Genomic DNA, 19,434 nt, shown 5'->3' with positions numbered 1-19,434 from the left:
CTACTCCTTAGAAAGCAAAAAAGAGCTGGCAGGATCCACAAGTATGTTGGTAGCTAAGGAAGTTCTTCCTAGAAGCATCCTAAATTTCATGTCATCCCTAGGGGTCAGTGTCATTTCAATAGGGAATGAAAGCTCGCCTGCAACCAGTAATGTTTCAATAACATAACGCTGCGTTTGGTGCCCACCAGAGTCTCGGACTAAGCGCTGGTCAACGACTGGCGATTCACACTGCACCACTGTCTGTTCATCAGCTTGATGGGGATGAACCCAGAAACGCACCCAAGCTTGATGACTTTTCCTGAATTCCTCAATGGAAAACGTATGGAGGCAAGATGTACGAGCCCCTGTATCGACTTTGGCTTTGATTCTTTCTATACCTAACTGTGGCAGGCTAACCCATTCTCTCCAGCCCACAACCACCTTGTTCCCATCCAACAAACCATACTCCTTACCAGTAATTAACCCGCTTAAACACACTCGATTAAGTATAGTTTACTGATGGAATCCATCTTCTTTACTTTCAATCTATAGTGACGACACTCACCGATAGCAGCTCTGCTGTCAGACAAGTAGCGAATATCATTTTCTTAAATCAGTAAAAGTGAGCCTAAGCCTAAGAAAACTAAAAAACCTACAACATCGGTAACGGTTGTTAGAATAACGGAACCGGCTACTGCTGGGTCTATGTTTAGCTTTTTGAGTAGAAATGGGATCAGTGTTGCCGAGCCTGCAGCCGCTAAACTATTGACGACAATGGCACAAAAAATAATGATAGCTAAAGCGATACTTGAGAAAACAAAATAAACCACAACGGCAATCAGTACCCCAAGAGCGACACCATTTATAGCGGCGATGCGACACTCTTTATTCAGCAGTAGCTTCAAGTTACTTTGGTGTAGGTGATTTAGGGCGATACCCCTTAGGGCAACCGCTAATGTCTGACTTCCTGCAATCCCCCCCATGCTTGCAACAACAGGCATCAATATCGCTAAAGCGACGACTTGCTCAATAACGTTATCAAACAGCCCAATGATGGCAGAAGCAAGAAAGGCCGTTAACAAGTTGATGACCAACCAAAGCGCCCTTAATCTTGCAGCAACTTTCAAGGGGGTAAACAAGTCTTCTTCACTTTTCACATTGTCTGCCACTACCGCCTTTAAGTTCAGTTCCCTTAGCGCGCTCACCAAGTTATACATGGAGAGGACTCCCGTGACTTTTCCATTCGTTAAAACAGGAAACCACTGGAGCGTACCATCAATAGCGAGCTGTTGACTGACCTCATTAATATCCTGATGGCTATCCAATAATGGTGTTGGGGAAACCAGAGCCCCTAACAAAATATGCCCTTCTTGAACCAGTAAACTGTCGGGGCTAATCGCACCTAGAATGCCTTTCGAGTCTCTTACAATTATCAGCCGAATCGGGGTCTCAAACTTCTTAACCATTTCTTCCTTTAGAGCTTTTACGCTATTTCGCGCATTAGCCACAAGAAATTGAGGTGTGGTGTAGCGTCCTACTAAATTATCCGAAAATGAAAGCGCCTGCTGCAAATAACTGGCTGTGTCTTCACTCTGCTCTAAGAGGAAATCATCAACAAATTCTCGGGGAAGCAGCTCATCAAACGTGAGTACATCTGCTTCCTTCGCCTGAGTAAGACAAAATTGAAGTTGCTCAGGTGAAAGGGATTGGTGAATGTGTTTTGCGGTCTCATATTGTACGAGGTGCAATGTTCCCCAGTATTTTTCAACAGGAATATGAGCAATGATTTTTTTCCTCAAAGCATTGCTCACAGATTCTAAAATACTGGCAATCTCATCTTCTTGTAAGCTCTCTAGGTAACTCAAGTCCTCATTTGTTTCTATCGTTTTAAGAAACTCAGACAACCTTGCTGTTCTATTTTCAGGAGTTTCCATTTCTTTCACATTGTCCATTTGTCTTAACACCTATACTAGTTGTAGTAGTAACTTCATAGAATTTCTGAAAATTGTCCAGTCGTCTTTGAAATGACGCTATCAAAAGGGTGTGATATGGGCTCAACTTACTTCTTGACACATCAACGCAAAATTCCGTCAAAAAAAGTGCTAGCGAAATTACTAGTGCTTGCTAAAAATCAAAAAATCACTGTGCTGATTCAAGATCACCGTAGAGGGGACGATCATTTATTCTCAGACTTTTTACGCAGTGATCCTGAGCAAATCGAACAGAGAATCAAGGAAATACAGCTTTGGATTACCGCCACTAAAGACAAAATTGCCGAATACTGCGCTGATGAAGACATTACGGTACCAGAGATTGAATTTGAGCCTATAGAAGGCAACAACTGGATAAACTTATTAGTGTCTTTCATTCGTCATCGTACTGATTTACTCATCGTCGATGCCACCATGAATGTTCGCAAGCTCTTACCAGAAATGTCAAAAATCTCGTGCGATATACTCTTGCTCGGCCATCAATACTGGGCAAGCAACATAAAAACCTTGTGCGCCATTGACCCTCTCCATCGAGAAGATCAAGAGTGCGAAATAGATATGACGGTGACGGCAAGAGGGAATTGGTTGTCAGAGCACTATGGCGCGAGAGTATCACTTATTTACTGTTGTTACGTGGCACCATATTTAATGAGGTATAAAGCTCAAATTTTAGCGAATCAAAAGAAAGGGTTGGAAGAATTCATTGGGAAGAAGTACTTACAGTCCCTTCCCATACATATGCCTGATGGTAACCCGGAGGAAGCACTTCCCAAGGCGATCTCTCAAATGAAGGCCAATATACTCATTATGGGCGCCTGCCAACGTAGCGCGACATCTCGCTTTTTGTCCGGCAGCACAACCGATGCATTACTGGAAAGTCTTCCTTGCGATCTGCTTTTAGTCAATAAAAATAGACATGACTGAGTGCTCTTACACATAAGATATGAACTTGATTTAATAAAAATACTCACCTAGTGTTGAAGTAAGTAACAAAAAATAAATGTAAGACACACGAATTTGCTGGTACTAGATTTACTTTCTTACTTCCTCCTTTCTGTAAGATTGTAAATATGAGTCCCAGCTATTTTTTTGTCGCGACTCATTAAGCAAAAAAACGATATAGGAGAGTACAATGAACAGGCCAATTTAGCCTATCGTTATACCAAGTGAAAGCCATAAATTTTTCTTGGCGGGTGCGATACTCACTCGCCAGTGGTCAAAACCAACTTATATTTCACCAAAAATCAGACAGGCCTCATTTTTTAGCGACCACACACTTCAGTGGCTGTTTATCCGACTCTTCAGTATGCCTTTTTTTCTTTAAATACATGTCCTTATCTGCACGAATAAGTGTATCAGTGTTTGAAATATAATGCTTGGGACCAGATTGTGCGACCCCAATACTTAAAGAGATATCGTTACGTATGGTGTGCAAGTTTTCCATTAACCTAGGAATATAATTCAGGTTTGCATCATCTTTAGTACAGTTAGGCATGACAACAACAAATTCATCTCCCCCCATACGAAAACACAAATCAACGCTCCTTGATACCCCTCGCATACTATCAGATAGTGCAACTAACACACTGTCACCATCTTCATGGCCATGCTCATCATTAAACTCTTTGAAATCATCAACATCAATATAGAGCAGCGAAATCGGCTCATCCCTCTGTTGTGCATCCGAAAACAACCTGCTTGAAAACTCATCAAATGCTCTTTTATTGTACAAGTTGGTTAGCGGGTCTAGGCGAGTCATTTTTTTAAGGCTTTTGGTTCTTTCTTGAACCAATGACTCTAGATCATTGACGTACATATTGGATTTGTTCTTTTCAATTTCGATTTCATTCATCATGCTTCGAATGTAAGTATCGAAAACATAAGATACGTCAAACTCTATCAATCGCTCTAGGATGTCACTCAGCTCATCAGCGTAGCTTTGATCATTAATGTTCTTTTTAATGGTTTCTGCAAGCGTGACTTTCAAATAATTAACGGCGGATAGATACAGTTTAGGATCGACACCAATTCGCTTATGCACGAGCCCAATGCGCAAACGATGTTCAACATAGTCTAAGTCGATCTCTTTGTTAAAAAGGTCTGTAATATACTGTCTCAACGCTGACATCAGGCGCTGTAAGGTACCAGAATCACCAATCAAGTTTTGTACATCAGGCGTGTGCGTTTGATGCTCATAAAATTGGTTCACAATTTTATCCAACTCTCTGCCAATCATGTTTTTTATTGTTCTAATCTCATTGAGATCATCCGAAGTAAGTCGAAAAAGCTGAAGCCTTTGACTGAGCTCTGTTTCAGATATCTTTTGCTGCTCAACTAGCGATTTGTCCGTTATTCTCATCGTTCTTCCCTTAAATGTTTCACCTAGCCTCTTCAATTATGAACTCGATTTCACATTTTTTCCTCACAAGTATCGATCATTTCTCATTTACAAAAAGGTAGGTATACGGAAGACATTAGGAGAACGACCAAAGAAGCATAAAACTTTCTTGAGAGTACGACTCACTCAAATACGCACCAAGTTACTTATTCCATTAAATTCATAAACTAACAGGTATTGATTAATTTGTTAATAGCAAACACAACTTCTAAGCTTAATTGATATGCAGTAGAAGCTTGAGAATGACACTATGCCTATCAATAAAACGTATAAGCCCACTGGTATTGGCATCAGGCAAAAAATCACCGTTATTTTACTAAGTATTATTATGCTTTCTTTGATCATTACCGGATCGGTTTATCACTATAAAAGCCAAGAATCGATTGAAATGGTTGTCGTTAACCACCTTAAGACCGTTGCGAATAATAAAAGGAATGCGGTTTTTCAAATTATCAAAAAATACCAAGATCGCATTGCATTAGTAAGCTCAAGGACACAACTGAGAATCGCACTAAGTAAATTTAAGCAATCTGAAACGAGTGAGGAGAGCACAGCACATGTCCATAAAATATATACAATCATCACGGATGCCAAAGCATCGGTCAAAAATATTCAGAACATCATAGTGACCAACGCAGATGCTCAAGTAGTCACTTCCTCTGCTAACATTAACGCCAACGGAGAAATCAAACGGCAGTTGCTTCCCGCCAAAGACAAACGATACGCCATCTTATTTGATCTGAACAAAGAAACCGATGTGACGACTTTGTTTATTTCACAGAGATTGCAGCTTGATGGGCACCTTATTGGTTATGTCATACTCGAAATGAATTTAAGTGATTTTTCTGTGGTCACTGATACCCAGTTTGGGCTTGGCAGCTCAGAAGAAACAACACTGGTTTACCAAGACCCAAATACGGGTAGTATTACCCCTATTTATCCAGAGGCTCTGACTTTAGGATATGAACAGAGCTCGTGGGTTGACCCTTTCACCCTAGTTAGGCAGAAAGATGATGATATAACCACCTACATAGATCACAAAGGTCATGATGTACTTGCCGTCGCTTATGCATTCAAAGAGCTGAACCTAGGACTTGTGTACAAAATAGATCATGCCGATGCGCTTGGGATAATCAGTGAACAAAGGCAGTTTCTGATCATCTCTTCTCTGGCAACTGCACTCGTAGGGGGCATTGTTGTGCTCATCCTCTCTCGAACGATCACTAAACCCATCATTGATTTAACTTACGTGGCATCCATGATTGCCAATGGTGATTTATCCCAAAGAATTCAGTACTTTACGAAAGATGAACTTGGAATGCTTGCTCAAGCTTTTAACCAAATGGCAGACAAACTCATTGATGCTAATCAAGTGCTGGAACAAAGAGTCAGTGAAAAAACCTTAGAACTCTTCCAAGCCAATGAAAGCCTAGCTCGACTCAACAGGGATTTAGAATTACTGTCGCTAAAAGATGCTTTAACAGGTATTAGTAATCGAAGAGCGTTTGATGATTTACTCGAAGAAGAGTGGAAAAGGTGCCATCGAGACAGTACTTCCCTTGGCTTGATCATGATCGATATCGATTTTTTCAAAAAGTACAACGATAGCTTAGGTCATAGTGCTGGTGATGCTTGCCTCAAACAGGTCGCGAATCTCATTGATCAAGCCGTTCATCGAAACGGCGACATGGTCGCTCGGTATGGGGGAGAAGAGTTCGTCGTCTTACTGCCTAACACCCCTCTCGATGATGCGCTCTCTGTGGCACACCGAATTCAAGAAGCAATGGCCAAAGGAAAAATATTACACCCAGACTCTCCTATTTCTTCACATGTCACATTAAGTATTGGACTGGGAGCCATCGTCCCTGAAAGAAACACATCACCTCAAACATTTTTAGAAGCCGTAGACGCGACTCTTTATCTTTCAAAGGACCAAGGACGTAATACGATTTCAACAATACAGGATATCTAATACTGGGGCTTAAGCTAAAAATTAGTGATTGCGATCTGCGGTAGTATTTAAAAATACATCATGCAAAGCACATAGAGCCGCTCTGAACTGAACACTGGCCACCGCAAACTTTACGCTATTATCCCCTTCAGAGTAATGAATATTATCAGGTAATATCCCTTGCATCTCTAGTGCTTGGCAGCCTAGGCGTAAAGTCTGCTCACCTAATATTTTCGCCCCCAAAACGGACAGTAAAGCCACTCGTTGAACGGTTAATTCAGCGTTAGGTAAGCACTTTTTGGCTTGAGTCAATATCTTACCAAAATTAGACACCGAGCAATCAAAGTAATAACAGAGTGTTTCTCTCCGCTCATCATGGTGCAGAAGGTTAACATTGGGTAAGGAGAAAAGCTGATGTTTTAGATCAGCCAAATCCGAATTACCCTCGGTAAGAATTATTTTTAACACACAAACATCGTCTCTCCCTGTCACAACGTCCACTTTCTGCTCTGTTGAGCAATGGTCATGGCTAATAACAGTCCCCGGATGTTCAGGTTCAAAGGTGCATTTCACCTGCAAGTCAATATTCTCTTGGGAAAGCTCTTCAATGGCATCAGGATGAACAAGATTGTGAGACAAGGCTGACAGTTCATTGGCCACTTGATAGCTTGATTGCCCAATCGGGTTTACCTGCTCAGTACCAATTAAATCGGGATCGCCCGAACTCAGATGAGAACATTGATGTATCACCGCCTGTTTAGCTTCAGTTAATGCCGCTATTCTACTCAAGGTTAAATCACCGTAACGGCGATCATCATGACAAGTGTCACTCCTTTCACAAGATGCATAAGCGGTAACAACTGGAAGTTCGCAGTTTAAGTCTACCCCCTCTAAACGATTCCAAACTTGGCTATCAAGAGATTCACGCGGCTCATTAGGAGGGCCAGCTAAGTCGATGAACCGAGTTTGAACACCATGGCGCTTTGCCTTCAAGGCAGTATTGTAAGCACTATGAGCCTCACCTATTGATGCCAGCCGCTCTCGAATCGGCTGCCAATAGTATTGATGAGATGCATCATCTATCGGCTTCCTAGTAGATAAATAGTGGCGGATCCACTGACGAGTACAAGATACACGTTCCAAAATGAATTCATCCGCTTTTCTGCGTAATATGGGATCAGCGAATACACTCTCATTCACTAGTAATAACCTTTGAATAACACTATCTAACTGACTTTCCCATTCCTCCCCTCCAGACAAAATATACTGATAAACCCCAGGCTCAAACGTACGATGATTTTCTAGAAGGGCGTCTGTAATGCCTTGGTAGGCAGGCACAACAAAAATACGGTTATATCTTGCTCTAGGCTCAGGTTTCAGAATGATATTATCCAAAACTGCATCAAACGCAGACATTGATGAACCACTCACTTTCTCTACCGTGTGGGACATAGCTTTCTCTCTTTATCTAAATCACACCCCTAAATACTTAGAGGTCTAATCATTTATTATAACCAAAAACTACAAATTAACAAAACAAAGCCTATTTAAAACGTGCTTAAAGCCGGGCTTTATAATTTGAACTATAAACAAAAAGAATAAAAACCAAGGTTGAAAAGTAAAATAAGTCAGAGTCACTGACTATCACTCTTAGGATATGAAAATTTGATGAGTAATAGGATGCGATGGAGAAAGAAGAGCAGCAACTCAGTCACCAAACGGTGAACTGACAAACGCTTCATAAGAATGCCAAGCCAGCTACACAATTGTAACCACTTTATTGTGTAAACAACGCCAGTAAAGCATAAAAAAGCGCCCCGTAGGGCGCATTGATTATTGTGAGTAAAGACGTCGGATAGGCTCTGGCTCTGTATAATCAATCAGCTCATTATCGTTTAGCTCATCGATTTGTTCCTGAGTCGCAGATACCACCAGCACCTGCTGATTATCTAAAACATCAACCACTACAATATCATGAGAACGAAGAAGCTCTCTGGCCTGCTGCTCTTTGCCTTCATGATACTTCACAAAGAACCTTGGTTGCTCAGCAGCCTGTGCTGGTCTCTTTTCCACTGGGGGAAACGCCGGATTTCCTGCCATTGCATTGGTGGAGAAAGTCGCGGCCAGTAGGCTGAGAGCGCCAACATAGGAAAATGATTTTAATCTCTGCTTCTTCATACTCATTCCTTACTGAAAAGATAGAGTCCAGCTGTTGATGCTGCCCGTATCTTGACTGGCATTGTCTACAGCACTCAGCTTCCATGTACCTTTCGACTCATACCCACTAAAGTTAGCCTGATAAGTGTTGGCAATGTTGTTGGCTGAACCACCCGCATTGTCATGCAAAACCACTTCATGGCCCGTTGGAGATGTCAAAGTAACACGCAAATCACCAATGTAAGTATGGCTGATGTCAAGTTCAACAGAAACGGTATCAGCATCACCAGAACGCTGTACGTCGAGTGTGCTCGTTACACCAGCGCTGCTGTTATCTGGAATGGCGACTGCATCAGAGTTTGTGTAGCTAGATGGTGCCTGGCTACTAGAATCATTACCATTATGAGAAGCAACGAGTGAAGCGCCTGAGTAAGCGGAATAACCATAAACTAGAACTTCATAAGTACCAGCAGAAGTGACATTGAGAGAACAACTCTCACCGTTACCCTGCTCCCATGAACGGCAATCGTAAACACCGGTGCTAGGTGTACCATTGAAGCGAACATACATGTCTGCATCGCCTGTGCCACCACTTAGAGTAAACGTCGCTTGGCTGGCATCGGCAGGAACATCGAAAGTGTAAATCGTGCTTGATTTACTTCCGCCAGACAGTGACGTTTTCGCGACACCATTCTCCAGGACTTTACTAAGGTCAACAGGGCCATTACAGCCTACATCCAAGTATGCCTTCGCGGCATCCGCATTCACTAGACCATAGCCAGTACGGTTATCACGGCCTTCTGAGTCGATGTCAGTTGCTGTCGCGGTCAGTGCCTTACGTACTTGTTGTGCCGTACACGTTGGGTGGTAACTCCATACTAAGCCTGCAACACCAGTGACATGAGGTGTCGCCATGGAGGTACCATTGTAGTACTCGTAATCTTCACCCTTGGTGGTTTTGACTGTGACGGTCTGACCAAGCTGATTCGCCAGTTCTAGGCCGAACTCGCGGTCAACTGTAACGGAAACCATACGATAGTCGTTGTTGTCATCCAGTACGAATGGGTTCTGTAAGCCTGACAGCTCCTGATTACTGTATACAATCGCAGCTTTGGCACCTGCGTTGTAACATGCCTTAACTGGGTTAATTTCTGGGCGAACGCCTGTTGCCTGATTATCAATACGCTCAGTCAGACAGATCTTGTCCGACATGTCGCCACAGTTATAGCTGCCTGACGAGATATCACAAGCAGCAAGAGGGGCGGTAAACGTACCGGCAATCGGATCTGAGATGTAATCGCCTGACTGAAGAATTTTACGATTGTGTGGAACGACACCACGATCGAAGTTACTCACTCCGTTAATCGTAATATCGGACAGTACACCCTCGCCGACGGTCACAGTTGACAGTACCGCCACACCTGGTGCTGCAATATCTACCTGATCTGTTGCTTGAGAGAAAGCTGCATGATGATTTTTGTTGTCCACTGCTGCAACGGACATCACAGCGTCATAAGAGGCAGGATAGCTGTGTGCAGTATTGCCTGAGTTACCTGCCGCTGCAATAAGTAGAACACCATCATCATAAATCGACTGAAGGGCATTTTGCTCAGTTCGGCTCGCTTGGCTACCACCGAGACTCATATTGACTACATCTGCACCGTTATCCGCACAGGTCTGGATCGCCTTCACTAAACTCGATGAATACCCCCACCCTGATTCATTGAACACTTTAACAATATGCAAATTCACGTTCTGGTTTGGCATCACGCCTTTGACGCCTTCGTTGTTAGCAATCGCTGCAATAGTACCCGCAACGTGAGTACCGTGAGCATTATTGTTACCCGGAGAACTCCATGATCCCGTACCACTGTCGTTAGTACCTTGTACACGGTTGCCGCTCAGGTCGTTATGACTGATGTCGTAACCTGAATCAATAATACACACTGTACGGTTGCCCGCATTGGAGTCACTTAATAATTGGGCATTCACCGCATTGAAGCCCCAAGGGGTGGTTTCACTTAATAAGTAACGTGGAGGATCCACCTCGACATATTCAACTTGGCTGTTTTCACGTAGTGCCGACAACTCACTGTCGTCTACTTCCACACTGTAAAGTGCTTGGTTACCCAATTTTTCAACTTTGCGCGCTTTCACTTCATCTAATACCGCTTCACGCGCTTTCGATGGTGCCACTGCTGAGCTCGCCATTGAGAAAGGTGCAGGTGACTCTTCTTTAAACTTGACTATATATTTAGTCGGCAAATCAGCCTCGTTAAAGCCAGTTGGCAACGCTGCGAACGCAGACGTAGCACCAGCCATAGCCACGGTAATTGACGATAGGACGAATATTCCTTTGGTTTTATTTATCATGTTGTGCATTTGCTCTGATCCTTTTTGAGCTATTTTTATTCACTTTATCTCCATGAACAGTCATCTTTTATAACTACTCAAGAGAGCCCTAGCTATAAATCACGCTTATAAAACATCCAACATTTTATAAAACAAAACCTTCATAAACAGGCAACAAATCAATTAAACAACAGTATTGGTAAACATACTTTGGTTAATAAAAAACCTTAAAAAGCAATTAGTTAATAACAGGAAGTGCATTTAAAATTGGTTTTAATGATTGATTATTTACCAACAAGCAGAAGTGATAGTTTTAACATTTGTTAAAAAACAAAACATCAGAAAAACAGACAACTTTAATTTTGATAATTTAATCATTATAAGGAGTTCGGAAATTGGTATCTGGCAACCGTTGTCCACAGGAATGGACTGAGCTTTCAGAGAAGGTAACTTTTACACTTGATAGAAGCTTTTACGTATTTTTTGTTGCAATTGAGTTAAATAGAATGAAAACTCTAGATTAAACTGAATGATTTACATCGGTTTGATAACGCATGTGCATTTAAAGAGGGAAGTATTTTGCTTGGTATTATTCGTCTGACCTTGGCTGCAATTTTTATTGTCTTTACCACACTATTTGCTTTGATCTATTGCTTATTCAGCCCAAGAAACCCAAGGCATGTTTATTTCTTCTGCCGCTGGTTTAATCAGCTACATAAACTTGTCGGCCTCAAACTGATACAACGTGGCTTAGATAGAGCTCCAACACCTGCCAATAGCGTTTATATCTCTAATCATCAAAGTGTGTACGACTTTGTCACAGCGCCGGGGATGCTTCGCCCAAGAACCGTCACTCTTGGCAAAAGAGACCTGCTCTGGCTCCCTTTCTTCGGTCAACTTTATTGGATCACTGGCAACATACTGATTAACAGAGAGAACAAATCTCAAGCACGCGATACGATCAAACAAGTCGCAGAAGCGATTCATCAACGCGATCTGTCTGTTTGGATTTACCCCGAGGGAACAAGAAGCAAAGGAAGAGGGCTGCTACCGTTTAAAACTGGTGCATTCCGTATGGCCATTGAAGCGGGAGTCCCCATCACGCCAATGTGTGTCAGCACTACCCATAACAAGATTGACTTAAATCGTCGTAACAATGGTGTGGTGATTTCTGAAATGCTCGAGCCCATTGATGTCTCTGGGTATAAAATCGAAGATGCACGAAAGCTGGCGGAGCATTGCCATACATTAATGGCGGCAAAAATAAAAGAGCTGGACAACGAAGTCGCCCAGCTTGAAATACAAAAGGATAAAGCGCTTTCAGAACAACAGCATAGTCATTAGAAAATGTATTGGTCCATCATTGCGACCATACGACCAATCTCTGGCTTAGTAATAGTGTCATTTGCACCTAAAGCCAGAGCTTTGGCACGGTTATCATCACTCATCAGCGAAGAGAACATAACTATCGGTAGCTCTTTGTAAGCATCGGATTCACGTAAACGCTTCACCAAGTGCATACCGTCCATACGTGGCATCTCCACATCCGTCACTACCGCATCAACCAGTTCAGTCACAGGTAAATTTTCCTTCTTCGCGACTTCGGCAATTTCCATTAACTTCTCATGTGCCTCACCACCATCTTTACATGCGATGATGTTATAACCCGCCGAGCTTAATGTGTCCTGGATCAAGCTGCGGATAAAGGCCGAATCATCCACCACCATGACAGTCTTCGAATTACGCTTAGAAACCATTTTCTGGTTGAGATCGACACTTTTATCCACTTTGACATCGTATTTTTCCATACTCAGTTCTGGGTTGATGTCAGCGATGATCTTCTCAAAATCAAGGATCATTATCAGATTGCCATCTTTGCGCACGACCGCTACTACACAGTCTTGTTCGCCAGCTTCAAGAAATTGGCTTGGAGATTCGACATCATTCCATGAAATACGATGAATACGGCTAATGCTGTCAATCAAGAATCCATTGGTCATGCGGTTAAAGTCCGTCACAATAACAAACTTTTTCTCAAGCTCTTGGTTTGTCGGTACGCCCAACCAGCCAGCTAAGTCAACGAGAGGCGTCAAAATGTCTCGTGATGAAAAAACGCCCACCATATGAGGCTGAGCATTGGGATAATCGGTAGTTTCCGGCACCTGAATGACTTCACGTACTTTGGCGACGTTGATGCCGTAATAACAGGTTTTTTTAGAGCCATCGGGCATCTGTTTAACTAAGTGAAATTCAATAATTTCAAGTTCATTTGTGCCACTTTCTGTAAGAATTGTACTGCTTGAAACGCTCATAGTTGATTTTACTCATTCCCGGTATCATTCACACTTACGTAGAGTGTTTCTCATCTACGTAACTACCTAATCTGCCGCCTCGGGATTTGTATTTTTCGTTAACGCGTGAGGCGAAAGTAAAACTATCTCATTTATCAATATAAATGCCAGAAGAATTCATCAATCTCATTGCAAGCTCTTGTGTGGCTCACACTATGATGAAGCATTGGTTACTCTCCTAGTATAAGCCCCGAGTAGTGAACTTTCCTTAAACTAGAAAGAATTGCTCTTCTAAGCCTGTAGTTACTCAGGCAAAATACTCATAAGCCTCTGTATCGACATATAAACTCAATGTCTACATCACTATAGCGGCAATGTGATGCCAGAGTTGAATTAAATATCACGAAAGGGAACACATTCTTCTACTGGTATATGAGATGTCCAAGATGTAGTGATTGCTCAGTTTTAAAACTAAAGTCAATTGATTAGGTTTCATCTTTCATATACCTTCCTTGAGCTAGTGAATAAGTGTGGAGTAGTCTTTTATCAACAGCTCTACTTTGTACTCGATACACCATCAGAATGTAGATGCAATCATATTACCCCCTTAAAAGCGATGAATGATAAAATCTTACTCAATACCCCTCTTTACACTTTCTGCCACCAGCTTGATAGTGCAAACCTAAGTGACCTAGATCTAATAAAGGCCGATGCGAAGCAAACATGGCTAAGGAAAATTTCACTGCTGCAAACCCAGTTGAAAACCTTGCCTCATCTGGCTGGACAAGTGCTACTACGCCTGCCCATGGGAGCAAACCTTGAAGATATAGAGTCAATAGTGCTCTATCGTGGGATCATATTTGTTATTCAGATGGACATGGACGGCGATAATTACCAGCCAAGCTCTATCGCTCAGGTTCATCTGGCAGCTCGCCAGCTTAAAGACCTCAACCAAGCCAACAAAGACAAGTATATGGTTCCTGTATTATTGGCTGCAAAAGCACAGCCACAATCGGGGGCATTAGCGGCAACAGAAGACAGACTGTTTGACACTATGTGTGACAGCGGGGAGTACTTATCTGCAATGATCGAACATTTCGCCAACCAGTTTAAAGCGGATGAGATCGATGCTGAAAACTGGTTGGTACAACATTATCTCAGCCTCTAACGCGTCATTTTCTTCACGAAGACCACCACAAACAGCGCCATGGTAAAGCTGCCGAGAAAGGCTTCGAAGGCAGCAATAAACCTAGCGATTCCGACTGGGGAAATATCCCCATAACCGAGAGTAGTAAAGGTCACTACGCTAAAGTAAAGCGAGTTAAGAAATTCAAATAGATAGAATTGCCAGCCACTAAGATCTTCATATATCGGGTGTGCGCCCGTAGTATCCAAAAAGAAATACGCCATGGCACAGACTAATATCAGAAAGATAGAAAAGCCGACCACCCGCATCGGATCTTCGCCATAACCGCAGAATAGATCGACCACCTTAGACACCACTCTACGGACACTCAACTTCGGCATTTGATATCGACGAAAACGCATCTCGCGCTTGAAGAAATCTCCCGCCATTTCGAACAAACCCTGCTTCTCACATTGCTTGCGAATATTTCGACACACTTCCTCGGCTTCCTGATACAAGGATGCGACTTCTTTGTACTGACGCTTCTTGCGTGCCTGCTTAGCTTGTTGTTCTTGCTTGAGGTAGGTTCCCCACTCAACATTTTCCAGTTTCGCTCGGCCAAGATCTGCTCCCAGTAAATTGCAGTCATCAAGCTTGGCACAATGCAGATTCGCACCTAACATCTTTGATTTCATTAACGACGAACCACGTAAATCAAGACCGAAAAAGTGCGCATCGGTCAGATCCGCTCGGTAAAAATCCACATTGCGACATGAATAGCCTTCTTTACACCCTCGGTTAACCAAATTGATGTCTACCAAGTTTGTTCTTGCCAACTGAAATCCGTCTAAAGGTTTACCCGCTGCGGCCCATTGTTCAACCTTGTCTTTTATATCATCTTTGCTTTTATCGACTTTGGGATCATGCCAGTAACACAGTCCTGACTCACCACACGGTTGATCGCAGCACCAGCCATCAGGATTTTGATAGCTGCATTGGCCTTGTGTCGATTTCATATGCGCTGCCCCGTAAGCACGCCAGCAAGTGGAAACTTGCTGGCATTATTAAGTGTAGTGGGTGCATATACACTCGCAAACGCTATTTACAATTTAACTAATAACACTTTGTTGTTTCAGCCAACTTTTAAACAGCCGAGTATGCGGGTTGTCGACGTGAGTAATAATGAAATACCCCGCTCTGGCACGGATAGCTGGAAATGGTGCCACTAACCTGTGCTGTTTTAACTCATCCCCCAATAGTGCCATGCGCGCCAACGCCACACCGACTCCGGCTTCAGCTGCAGACATAGCCATGTCGGTACGATTAAAGAAATGCCCCTGATGGGTGTCAAACTCAAGCGAGTGCTCTTGGGCCCAAAATTGCCATTCATGATCTTTGGTCGAGCCTTTCCATGGCATCGCATCATGGAGCAAGGTCACCTGTTGCCAGCTCTCTGCACTCCCTGACACACTAAGATGAGCAAAGTGACGAAAATATCCTGGGCTCATTACTGGCAGCAAAGATTCCTCCATCAATAGCTCAGCGTCAGGCAACTTATAGGGTAACGGCCCGTAATCAATCGCGATATCGTAATCTCGGTTGTCACTATCAACCAAGGCTCCCTCAGCAAACGTGTGGATCTGTATTTCAGGATGTTGTTTCTGGAAATCTTCTAAGCGAGGCACCAACCACTTAAAAGCCAGTGAAGGGGTCAGCTTAAGTCGGATCTGCTTACTATCCGTCACATGCGTAAGTTGGTAGATAGTATCTTCAATAGCCGCTAAATGCGGTGAAACTGACTCAACTAATTTTTGACCTTGATCTGTCAAGCGAATACCTCTCGCATGACGCTCAAACACGTCAAAACCTAGACGTTCTTCCGCCGACTGAAGCTGTTGGCTGACGGCACCTGTAGTGAGGTTAAGCTCACTGGCCGCACTGGTCAGGCTGTGGTGTCTGGCGACAATGCACACCAGATTGATTCCATTGAGCAGAGCTGATTTCATAAAGCTTTTAGTTTTTCTAAACAGTGATATTAATTCTTATCGATTGTTAACCAGATGTAAATCCAACATTCTTGAAAAAATTCCCCGTTTATGGAGTTGGAGTGTGAAAGTCGTCATTTTAGGCAGCGGAGTGGTCGGATTAACCAGCGCTTGGTATTTACAGCAAGCGGGGTGTCAAGTTACGGTGATTGATCGCCAACCACGCTCCGCAGAAGAAACCAGTTTTGCCAATGCAGGCCAGATCTCTTATGGCTACTCTTCACCATGGGCGGCTCCTGGCGTGCCCATGAAAGCCATAAAATGGTTATTAGAAGAGCATGCACCGCTAAAGATTAAGCCTAGCCTTAGCCCAGAACTCCTCCGTTGGGCTAGCCAAATGTTAAAAAATTGCCAGCTGGACAGGTATCGGATTAACAAAGCCCGTATGTTGGCGATTGCCAATCGTAGCCGAGAGTGTTTAGCGCAGTTAAACCAGCAATACGACCTCAACTATCAAGGGCGTACTCGAGGGACGTTACAAATTTTCCGTAACCGCAAGCAATTACTTGCAGTAGAAAAAGATATTGCACTGCTAGAAGAAAGTGGCACTCGATACCAGTTGCTGAATGCTCAAGAGTGTTTAGTGCAAGAGCCTGGGCTCGCCCACATTCAAGGAACACTTACCGGAGGTCTCTATTTACCAGATGATGAGACTGGAGACTGCTATTTGTTCTGCCAACAACTGCAAGCAATGGCAGAAAAAGCGGGGGTTGAGTTCATCTTCAATACCGAGATACATAGCCTCAACACACAAGGTAATCAGGTACTCTCAGTCAACACATCGCAAGGGGAAATTGCCGCAGACAAAGTTGTGGTAGCCATGGGCAGCTATTCAAAATCGCTTTTAGAGCAAGTTGGTATAGACATCCCACTCTACCCCGTCAAAGGTTACTCACTCACCTTGCCTATCATTGACGAAGCATTCTCACCTCAATCAACCATTATGGATGAGACCTACAAAGTGGCCGTGACTCGCTTCGAAAATCAAATTCGCGTCGCGGGCACCGCCGAGCTGGCTGGTTTTGATACCGCCCTGCCAGATAAAAGACTCGCTACGTTGAATCATGTTGTGTCTAACTTATTTCCGGATGGGACAGATTTATCTCGCGCAGATTATTGGACAGGCTTCCGTCCAATGACCCCCGACGGCACGCCGATCATCGGAAGCACATCAATAAAGAACCTCTTTACTAATACTGGGCACGGCACCTTAGGTTGGACTATGGCCTGTGGCTCAGCAGATATCCTGACAGAGGTGATCACACAGTCAAATTATCACCAATATAAGGAGCTCAGCACGCATCGATACAACGAATAGTGTAAATATCTACAATCGATGATATTGACAGTACAAAAAACGAGCCACATAACTATAGCGCACATTGTTAGTGCGCTATGGATTGGGTCATATCAATTCATTTTTCAAGCATTTTGAAACTCCTCGCTACGATAACACTACTCGTTAACATTTATTTAGCATTTTGTGCCTAAGCTCACGCAAATAAATTTTAAAGTACAAATCGGTTAACATCAGCGTTACAAAAAGGTTAATATTCTGTTCGCAAAACAACCACTATAAAACTAAACAGGGAAAATACTTATGCAGTCATTAGTTGATTTTCTGAATGGAATCATCTGGAGTCCGGCACTGATTTATTTGTGTCTTGGCGCTGGCTTGTTCTACTCAATCATGACGCGATTCGTGCAGATTCGTCACTTCGGTGAAATGTGGCGTCTGCTTCTTTCAGGTAAAAGCTCGTCCAAAGGCATCTCTTCTTTTCAGGCACTCGCCGTTTCACTTTCAGGACGTGTAGGTACAGGTAACATTGCTGGTGTTGCCGCTGCTATCGGCTTTGGTGGCCCGGGCGCGGTATTTTGGATGTGGGTGGTAGCATTCTTTGGTGCTGCGACAGCCTATGCGGAATCCACGCTTGCACAAATTTACAAAGAAGAAGACAACGGTGAGTTCCGTGGTGGTCCTGCTTACTACATTGAGAAAGCAATGGGCCAGACGTGGTACGCGTGGATCTTCGCTATTGCGACCATTTTTGCATGTGGTTTCCTACTGCCGGGTGTTCAGTCAAACAGTATTGGTAATGCAGTTGAAGCCGCATTTGGCTCAGGCGCTATGATCGAGACAGCGATCGGCACATTCAGCTTTGCGAAAATCTTCACAGGTACTGTTATCTCCGTCATTCTAGCCTTCATTATCTTCGGTGGTGTTAAGCGTATCGCGAACTTCACACAAATCGTGGTTCCTTTCATGGCGCTGGCTTACATCGTAACGGCCTTCATCATCATCCTTCTAAACATCGGTGAAGTACCACGCGTATTCTCAATGATCATTGGTGATGCGTTCACACCTATGGCAGGTGTTGGTGCGGCCATCGGCTGGGGTGTTAAACGTGGTGTTTACTCAAACGAAGCGGGTCAAGGTACAGGTCCTCACGCAGCTGCAGCAGCAAGTGTTGACCACCCAGCTCAGCAAGGTCTGGTACAGTCGTTTTCTATCTACATCGATACGCTGCTAGTATGTTCGGCGACAGCGTTTATGATTATCATCACGGGTGCTTACAACGTACACGGTGCAGAAGGCTTCTTAGTTCAGAACGTAGCAGCGGACATTGCAGCGAATGGCCCTGTCTTCACTCAGATGGCAATTGAAAGTGCATTACCGGGTATTGGTAAGCCGTTCATTGCGATTGCATTGTTCTTCTTTGCTTTCACAACCATCCTTGCTTACTACTACATCGCAGAAACAAATGTGGCCTATATCCGTCGTCACATCAAAGTTAACGGCTTGATGTTCGTACTGAAATTGGCACTTATTGCCGTTGTGTTCTACGGTACAGTTAAGACTGCAAACCTTGCGTGGGCAATGGGTGACGTGGGTGTTGGCCTGATGGCATGGCTAAACATCGTCGGTATTCTGATTATCTTCTTCATGGCGAAGCCTGCACTTAAGGCTCTAAATGATTATGAAGAGCAGCAGAAACAAGGCGTGAAAGAGTACACGTTCAACCCTGTAAAACTAGGCATCAAAGGTGCAGATTACTGGGAAGATAAATACCGTCGTAAGACAGGCAAAGAGCCTACAGCAGAAGAAGAGTCCAAACCTGTTGAGCAACCTTCAACCTAATTTGG

15 protein-coding genes are annotated in these 19,434 nt (G+C 43.5%); 6 read left to right on the top strand and 9 right to left on the bottom strand.

The window, feature by feature from the left end:
* Both L1D31_RS12735 and L1D31_RS12730 read right to left on the bottom strand, forming a co-directional pair.
* On the bottom strand, positions 1 to 438 hold the full coding sequence (locus L1D31_RS12735; protein ID WP_239837488.1) for an ATP-dependent zinc protease: 438 nt from the start codon (positions 436 to 438) through the stop codon (positions 1 to 3).
* Positions 439 to 587: 149 nt separating this feature from the next.
* The gene (locus L1D31_RS12730) at positions 588 to 1,931 is read right to left on the bottom strand and encodes a magnesium transporter (protein WP_239837487.1); all 1,344 of its coding nucleotides are present in this window, start codon (positions 1,929 to 1,931) and stop codon (positions 588 to 590) included.
* A 96-nt stretch (positions 1,932 to 2,027) separates the two neighbouring features.
* Here L1D31_RS12730 and L1D31_RS12725 point away from each other — a divergent pair, with 96 nt between their 5' ends.
* Positions 2,028 to 2,894 (top strand): universal stress protein, encoded by an 867-nt coding sequence (locus L1D31_RS12725; protein ID WP_239837486.1) that lies wholly within the window; start codon positions 2,028 to 2,030, stop codon positions 2,892 to 2,894.
* 331 nt (positions 2,895 to 3,225) lie between these two features.
* Here the strand turns inward: L1D31_RS12725 and L1D31_RS12720 are convergent, their stop codons facing one another.
* Complete coding sequence (locus tag L1D31_RS12720; protein WP_239837485.1) at positions 3,226 to 4,329, bottom strand: GGDEF domain-containing protein; 1,104 nt, start codon at positions 4,327 to 4,329, stop codon at positions 3,226 to 3,228.
* 289 nt (positions 4,330 to 4,618) lie between these two features.
* Between L1D31_RS12720 and L1D31_RS12715 the strand changes: the two genes are divergently transcribed.
* The gene (locus L1D31_RS12715; protein WP_239837484.1) at positions 4,619 to 6,340 is read left to right on the top strand and encodes a diguanylate cyclase; all 1,722 of its coding nucleotides are present in this window, start codon (positions 4,619 to 4,621) and stop codon (positions 6,338 to 6,340) included.
* A 21-nt stretch (positions 6,341 to 6,361) separates the two neighbouring features.
* Here the strand turns inward: L1D31_RS12715 and L1D31_RS12710 are convergent, their stop codons facing one another.
* From L1D31_RS12710 to L1D31_RS12700, 3 genes are all read right to left on the bottom strand, one after another.
* Positions 6,362 to 7,771, bottom strand: coding sequence for an aspartate kinase (locus tag L1D31_RS12710; RefSeq protein ID WP_239837483.1), 1,410 nt, complete (start codon positions 7,769 to 7,771; stop codon positions 6,362 to 6,364).
* A gap of 381 nt (positions 7,772 to 8,152) precedes the next feature.
* Complete coding sequence (locus L1D31_RS12705; RefSeq protein ID WP_239837482.1) at positions 8,153 to 8,497, bottom strand: ATPase; 345 nt, start codon at positions 8,495 to 8,497, stop codon at positions 8,153 to 8,155.
* Between the two features lie 9 nt (positions 8,498 to 8,506).
* On the bottom strand, positions 8,507 to 10,858 hold the full coding sequence (locus tag L1D31_RS12700; RefSeq protein ID WP_239837481.1) for a S8 family serine peptidase: 2,352 nt from the start codon (positions 10,856 to 10,858) through the stop codon (positions 8,507 to 8,509).
* Between the two features lie 549 nt (positions 10,859 to 11,407).
* On the opposite strand from L1D31_RS12700, the gene L1D31_RS12695 reads away from it, so the two are divergent.
* Positions 11,408 to 12,172, top strand: a complete 765-nt coding sequence (locus tag L1D31_RS12695) for a 1-acylglycerol-3-phosphate O-acyltransferase (protein WP_239837480.1) — start codon at positions 11,408 to 11,410, stop codon at positions 12,170 to 12,172.
* Here L1D31_RS12695 and L1D31_RS12690 read toward each other — a convergent pair.
* Positions 12,169 to 13,140, bottom strand: a complete 972-nt coding sequence (locus L1D31_RS12690) for a chemotaxis protein (protein WP_239837479.1) — start codon at positions 13,138 to 13,140, stop codon at positions 12,169 to 12,171. The genes L1D31_RS12695 and L1D31_RS12690 overlap by 4 nt on opposite strands.
* 595 nt (positions 13,141 to 13,735) lie before the next feature.
* On the opposite strand from L1D31_RS12690, the gene L1D31_RS12685 reads away from it, so the two are divergent.
* Complete coding sequence (locus L1D31_RS12685; RefSeq protein ID WP_239837478.1) at positions 13,736 to 14,287, top strand: hypothetical protein; 552 nt, start codon at positions 13,736 to 13,738, stop codon at positions 14,285 to 14,287.
* Here the strand turns inward: L1D31_RS12685 and L1D31_RS12680 are convergent.
* Positions 14,284 to 15,261: an ion channel gene (locus L1D31_RS12680; RefSeq protein ID WP_239837477.1), complete on the bottom strand. Its 978-nt coding sequence runs from the start codon at positions 15,259 to 15,261 to the stop codon at positions 14,284 to 14,286. The two genes, L1D31_RS12685 and L1D31_RS12680, sit on opposite strands and share 4 nt — an antisense overlap.
* Positions 15,262 to 15,354: 93 nt before the next feature.
* Positions 15,355 to 16,251 carry a LysR substrate-binding domain-containing protein gene (locus tag L1D31_RS12675; protein ID WP_239837476.1) on the bottom strand — a complete coding sequence of 299 codons (897 nt, stop codon included), beginning with the start codon at positions 16,249 to 16,251 and terminating at the stop codon, positions 15,355 to 15,357.
* Between L1D31_RS12675 and L1D31_RS12670 the strand changes: the two genes are divergently transcribed.
* Together L1D31_RS12670 and L1D31_RS12665 are read left to right on the top strand one after the other, a co-directional pair.
* Positions 16,211 to 17,608, top strand: a complete 1,398-nt coding sequence (locus L1D31_RS12670; RefSeq protein ID WP_345772840.1) for a D-amino acid dehydrogenase — start codon at positions 16,211 to 16,213, stop codon at positions 17,606 to 17,608. The genes L1D31_RS12675 and L1D31_RS12670 overlap by 41 nt on opposite strands.
* A gap of 282 nt (positions 17,609 to 17,890) precedes the next feature.
* Complete coding sequence (locus L1D31_RS12665) at positions 17,891 to 19,429, top strand: alanine/glycine:cation symporter family protein (RefSeq protein WP_239837474.1); 1,539 nt, start codon at positions 17,891 to 17,893, stop codon at positions 19,427 to 19,429.
* Positions 19,430 to 19,434: the final 5 nt, after the last annotated feature.

The sequence above is a fragment of the Vibrio sp. Isolate23 genome (genome assembly GCF_022398095.1).
Lineage (GTDB): Bacteria > Pseudomonadota > Gammaproteobacteria > Enterobacterales > Vibrionaceae > Vibrio > Vibrio coralliilyticus_A.
Note: the sequence above shows the minus strand (reverse complement) of the source record. Positions and strands in the feature narration are given on the sequence as shown.

Bases quoted from the DNA above. Each gene is read 5' to 3' on its own strand.
- L1D31_RS12665 (WP_239837474.1), top strand. From the start codon at position 17,891: ATGCAGTCATTAGTTGATTTTCTGAATGGAATCATCTGGAGTCCGGCA.
- L1D31_RS12680 (WP_239837477.1), bottom strand. From the start codon at position 15,261: ATGAAATCGACACAAGGCCAATGCAGCTATCAAAATCCTGATGGCTGG.
- L1D31_RS12675 (WP_239837476.1), bottom strand. From the start codon at position 16,251: ATGAAATCAGCTCTGCTCAATGGAATCAATCTGGTGTGCATTGTCGCC.
- L1D31_RS12715 (WP_239837484.1), top strand. From the start codon at position 4,619: ATGCCTATCAATAAAACGTATAAGCCCACTGGTATTGGCATCAGGCAA.
- L1D31_RS12710 (WP_239837483.1), bottom strand. From the start codon at position 7,771: ATGTCCCACACGGTAGAGAAAGTGAGTGGTTCATCAATGTCTGCGTTT.
- L1D31_RS12690 (WP_239837479.1), bottom strand. From the start codon at position 13,140: ATGAGCGTTTCAAGCAGTACAATTCTTACAGAAAGTGGCACAAATGAA.
- L1D31_RS12700 (WP_239837481.1), bottom strand. From the start codon at position 10,858: ATGCACAACATGATAAATAAAACCAAAGGAATATTCGTCCTATCGTCA.
- L1D31_RS12685 (WP_239837478.1), top strand. From the start codon at position 13,736: ATGAATGATAAAATCTTACTCAATACCCCTCTTTACACTTTCTGCCAC.
- L1D31_RS12725 (WP_239837486.1), top strand. From the start codon at position 2,028: ATGGGCTCAACTTACTTCTTGACACATCAACGCAAAATTCCGTCAAAA.
- L1D31_RS12705 (WP_239837482.1), bottom strand. From the start codon at position 8,497: ATGAAGAAGCAGAGATTAAAATCATTTTCCTATGTTGGCGCTCTCAGC.
- L1D31_RS12730 (WP_239837487.1), bottom strand. From the start codon at position 1,931: ATGGACAATGTGAAAGAAATGGAAACTCCTGAAAATAGAACAGCAAGG.
- L1D31_RS12670 (WP_345772840.1), top strand. From the start codon at position 16,211: ATGCACACCAGATTGATTCCATTGAGCAGAGCTGATTTCATAAAGCTT.
- L1D31_RS12720 (WP_239837485.1), bottom strand. From the start codon at position 4,329: ATGAGAATAACGGACAAATCGCTAGTTGAGCAGCAAAAGATATCTGAA.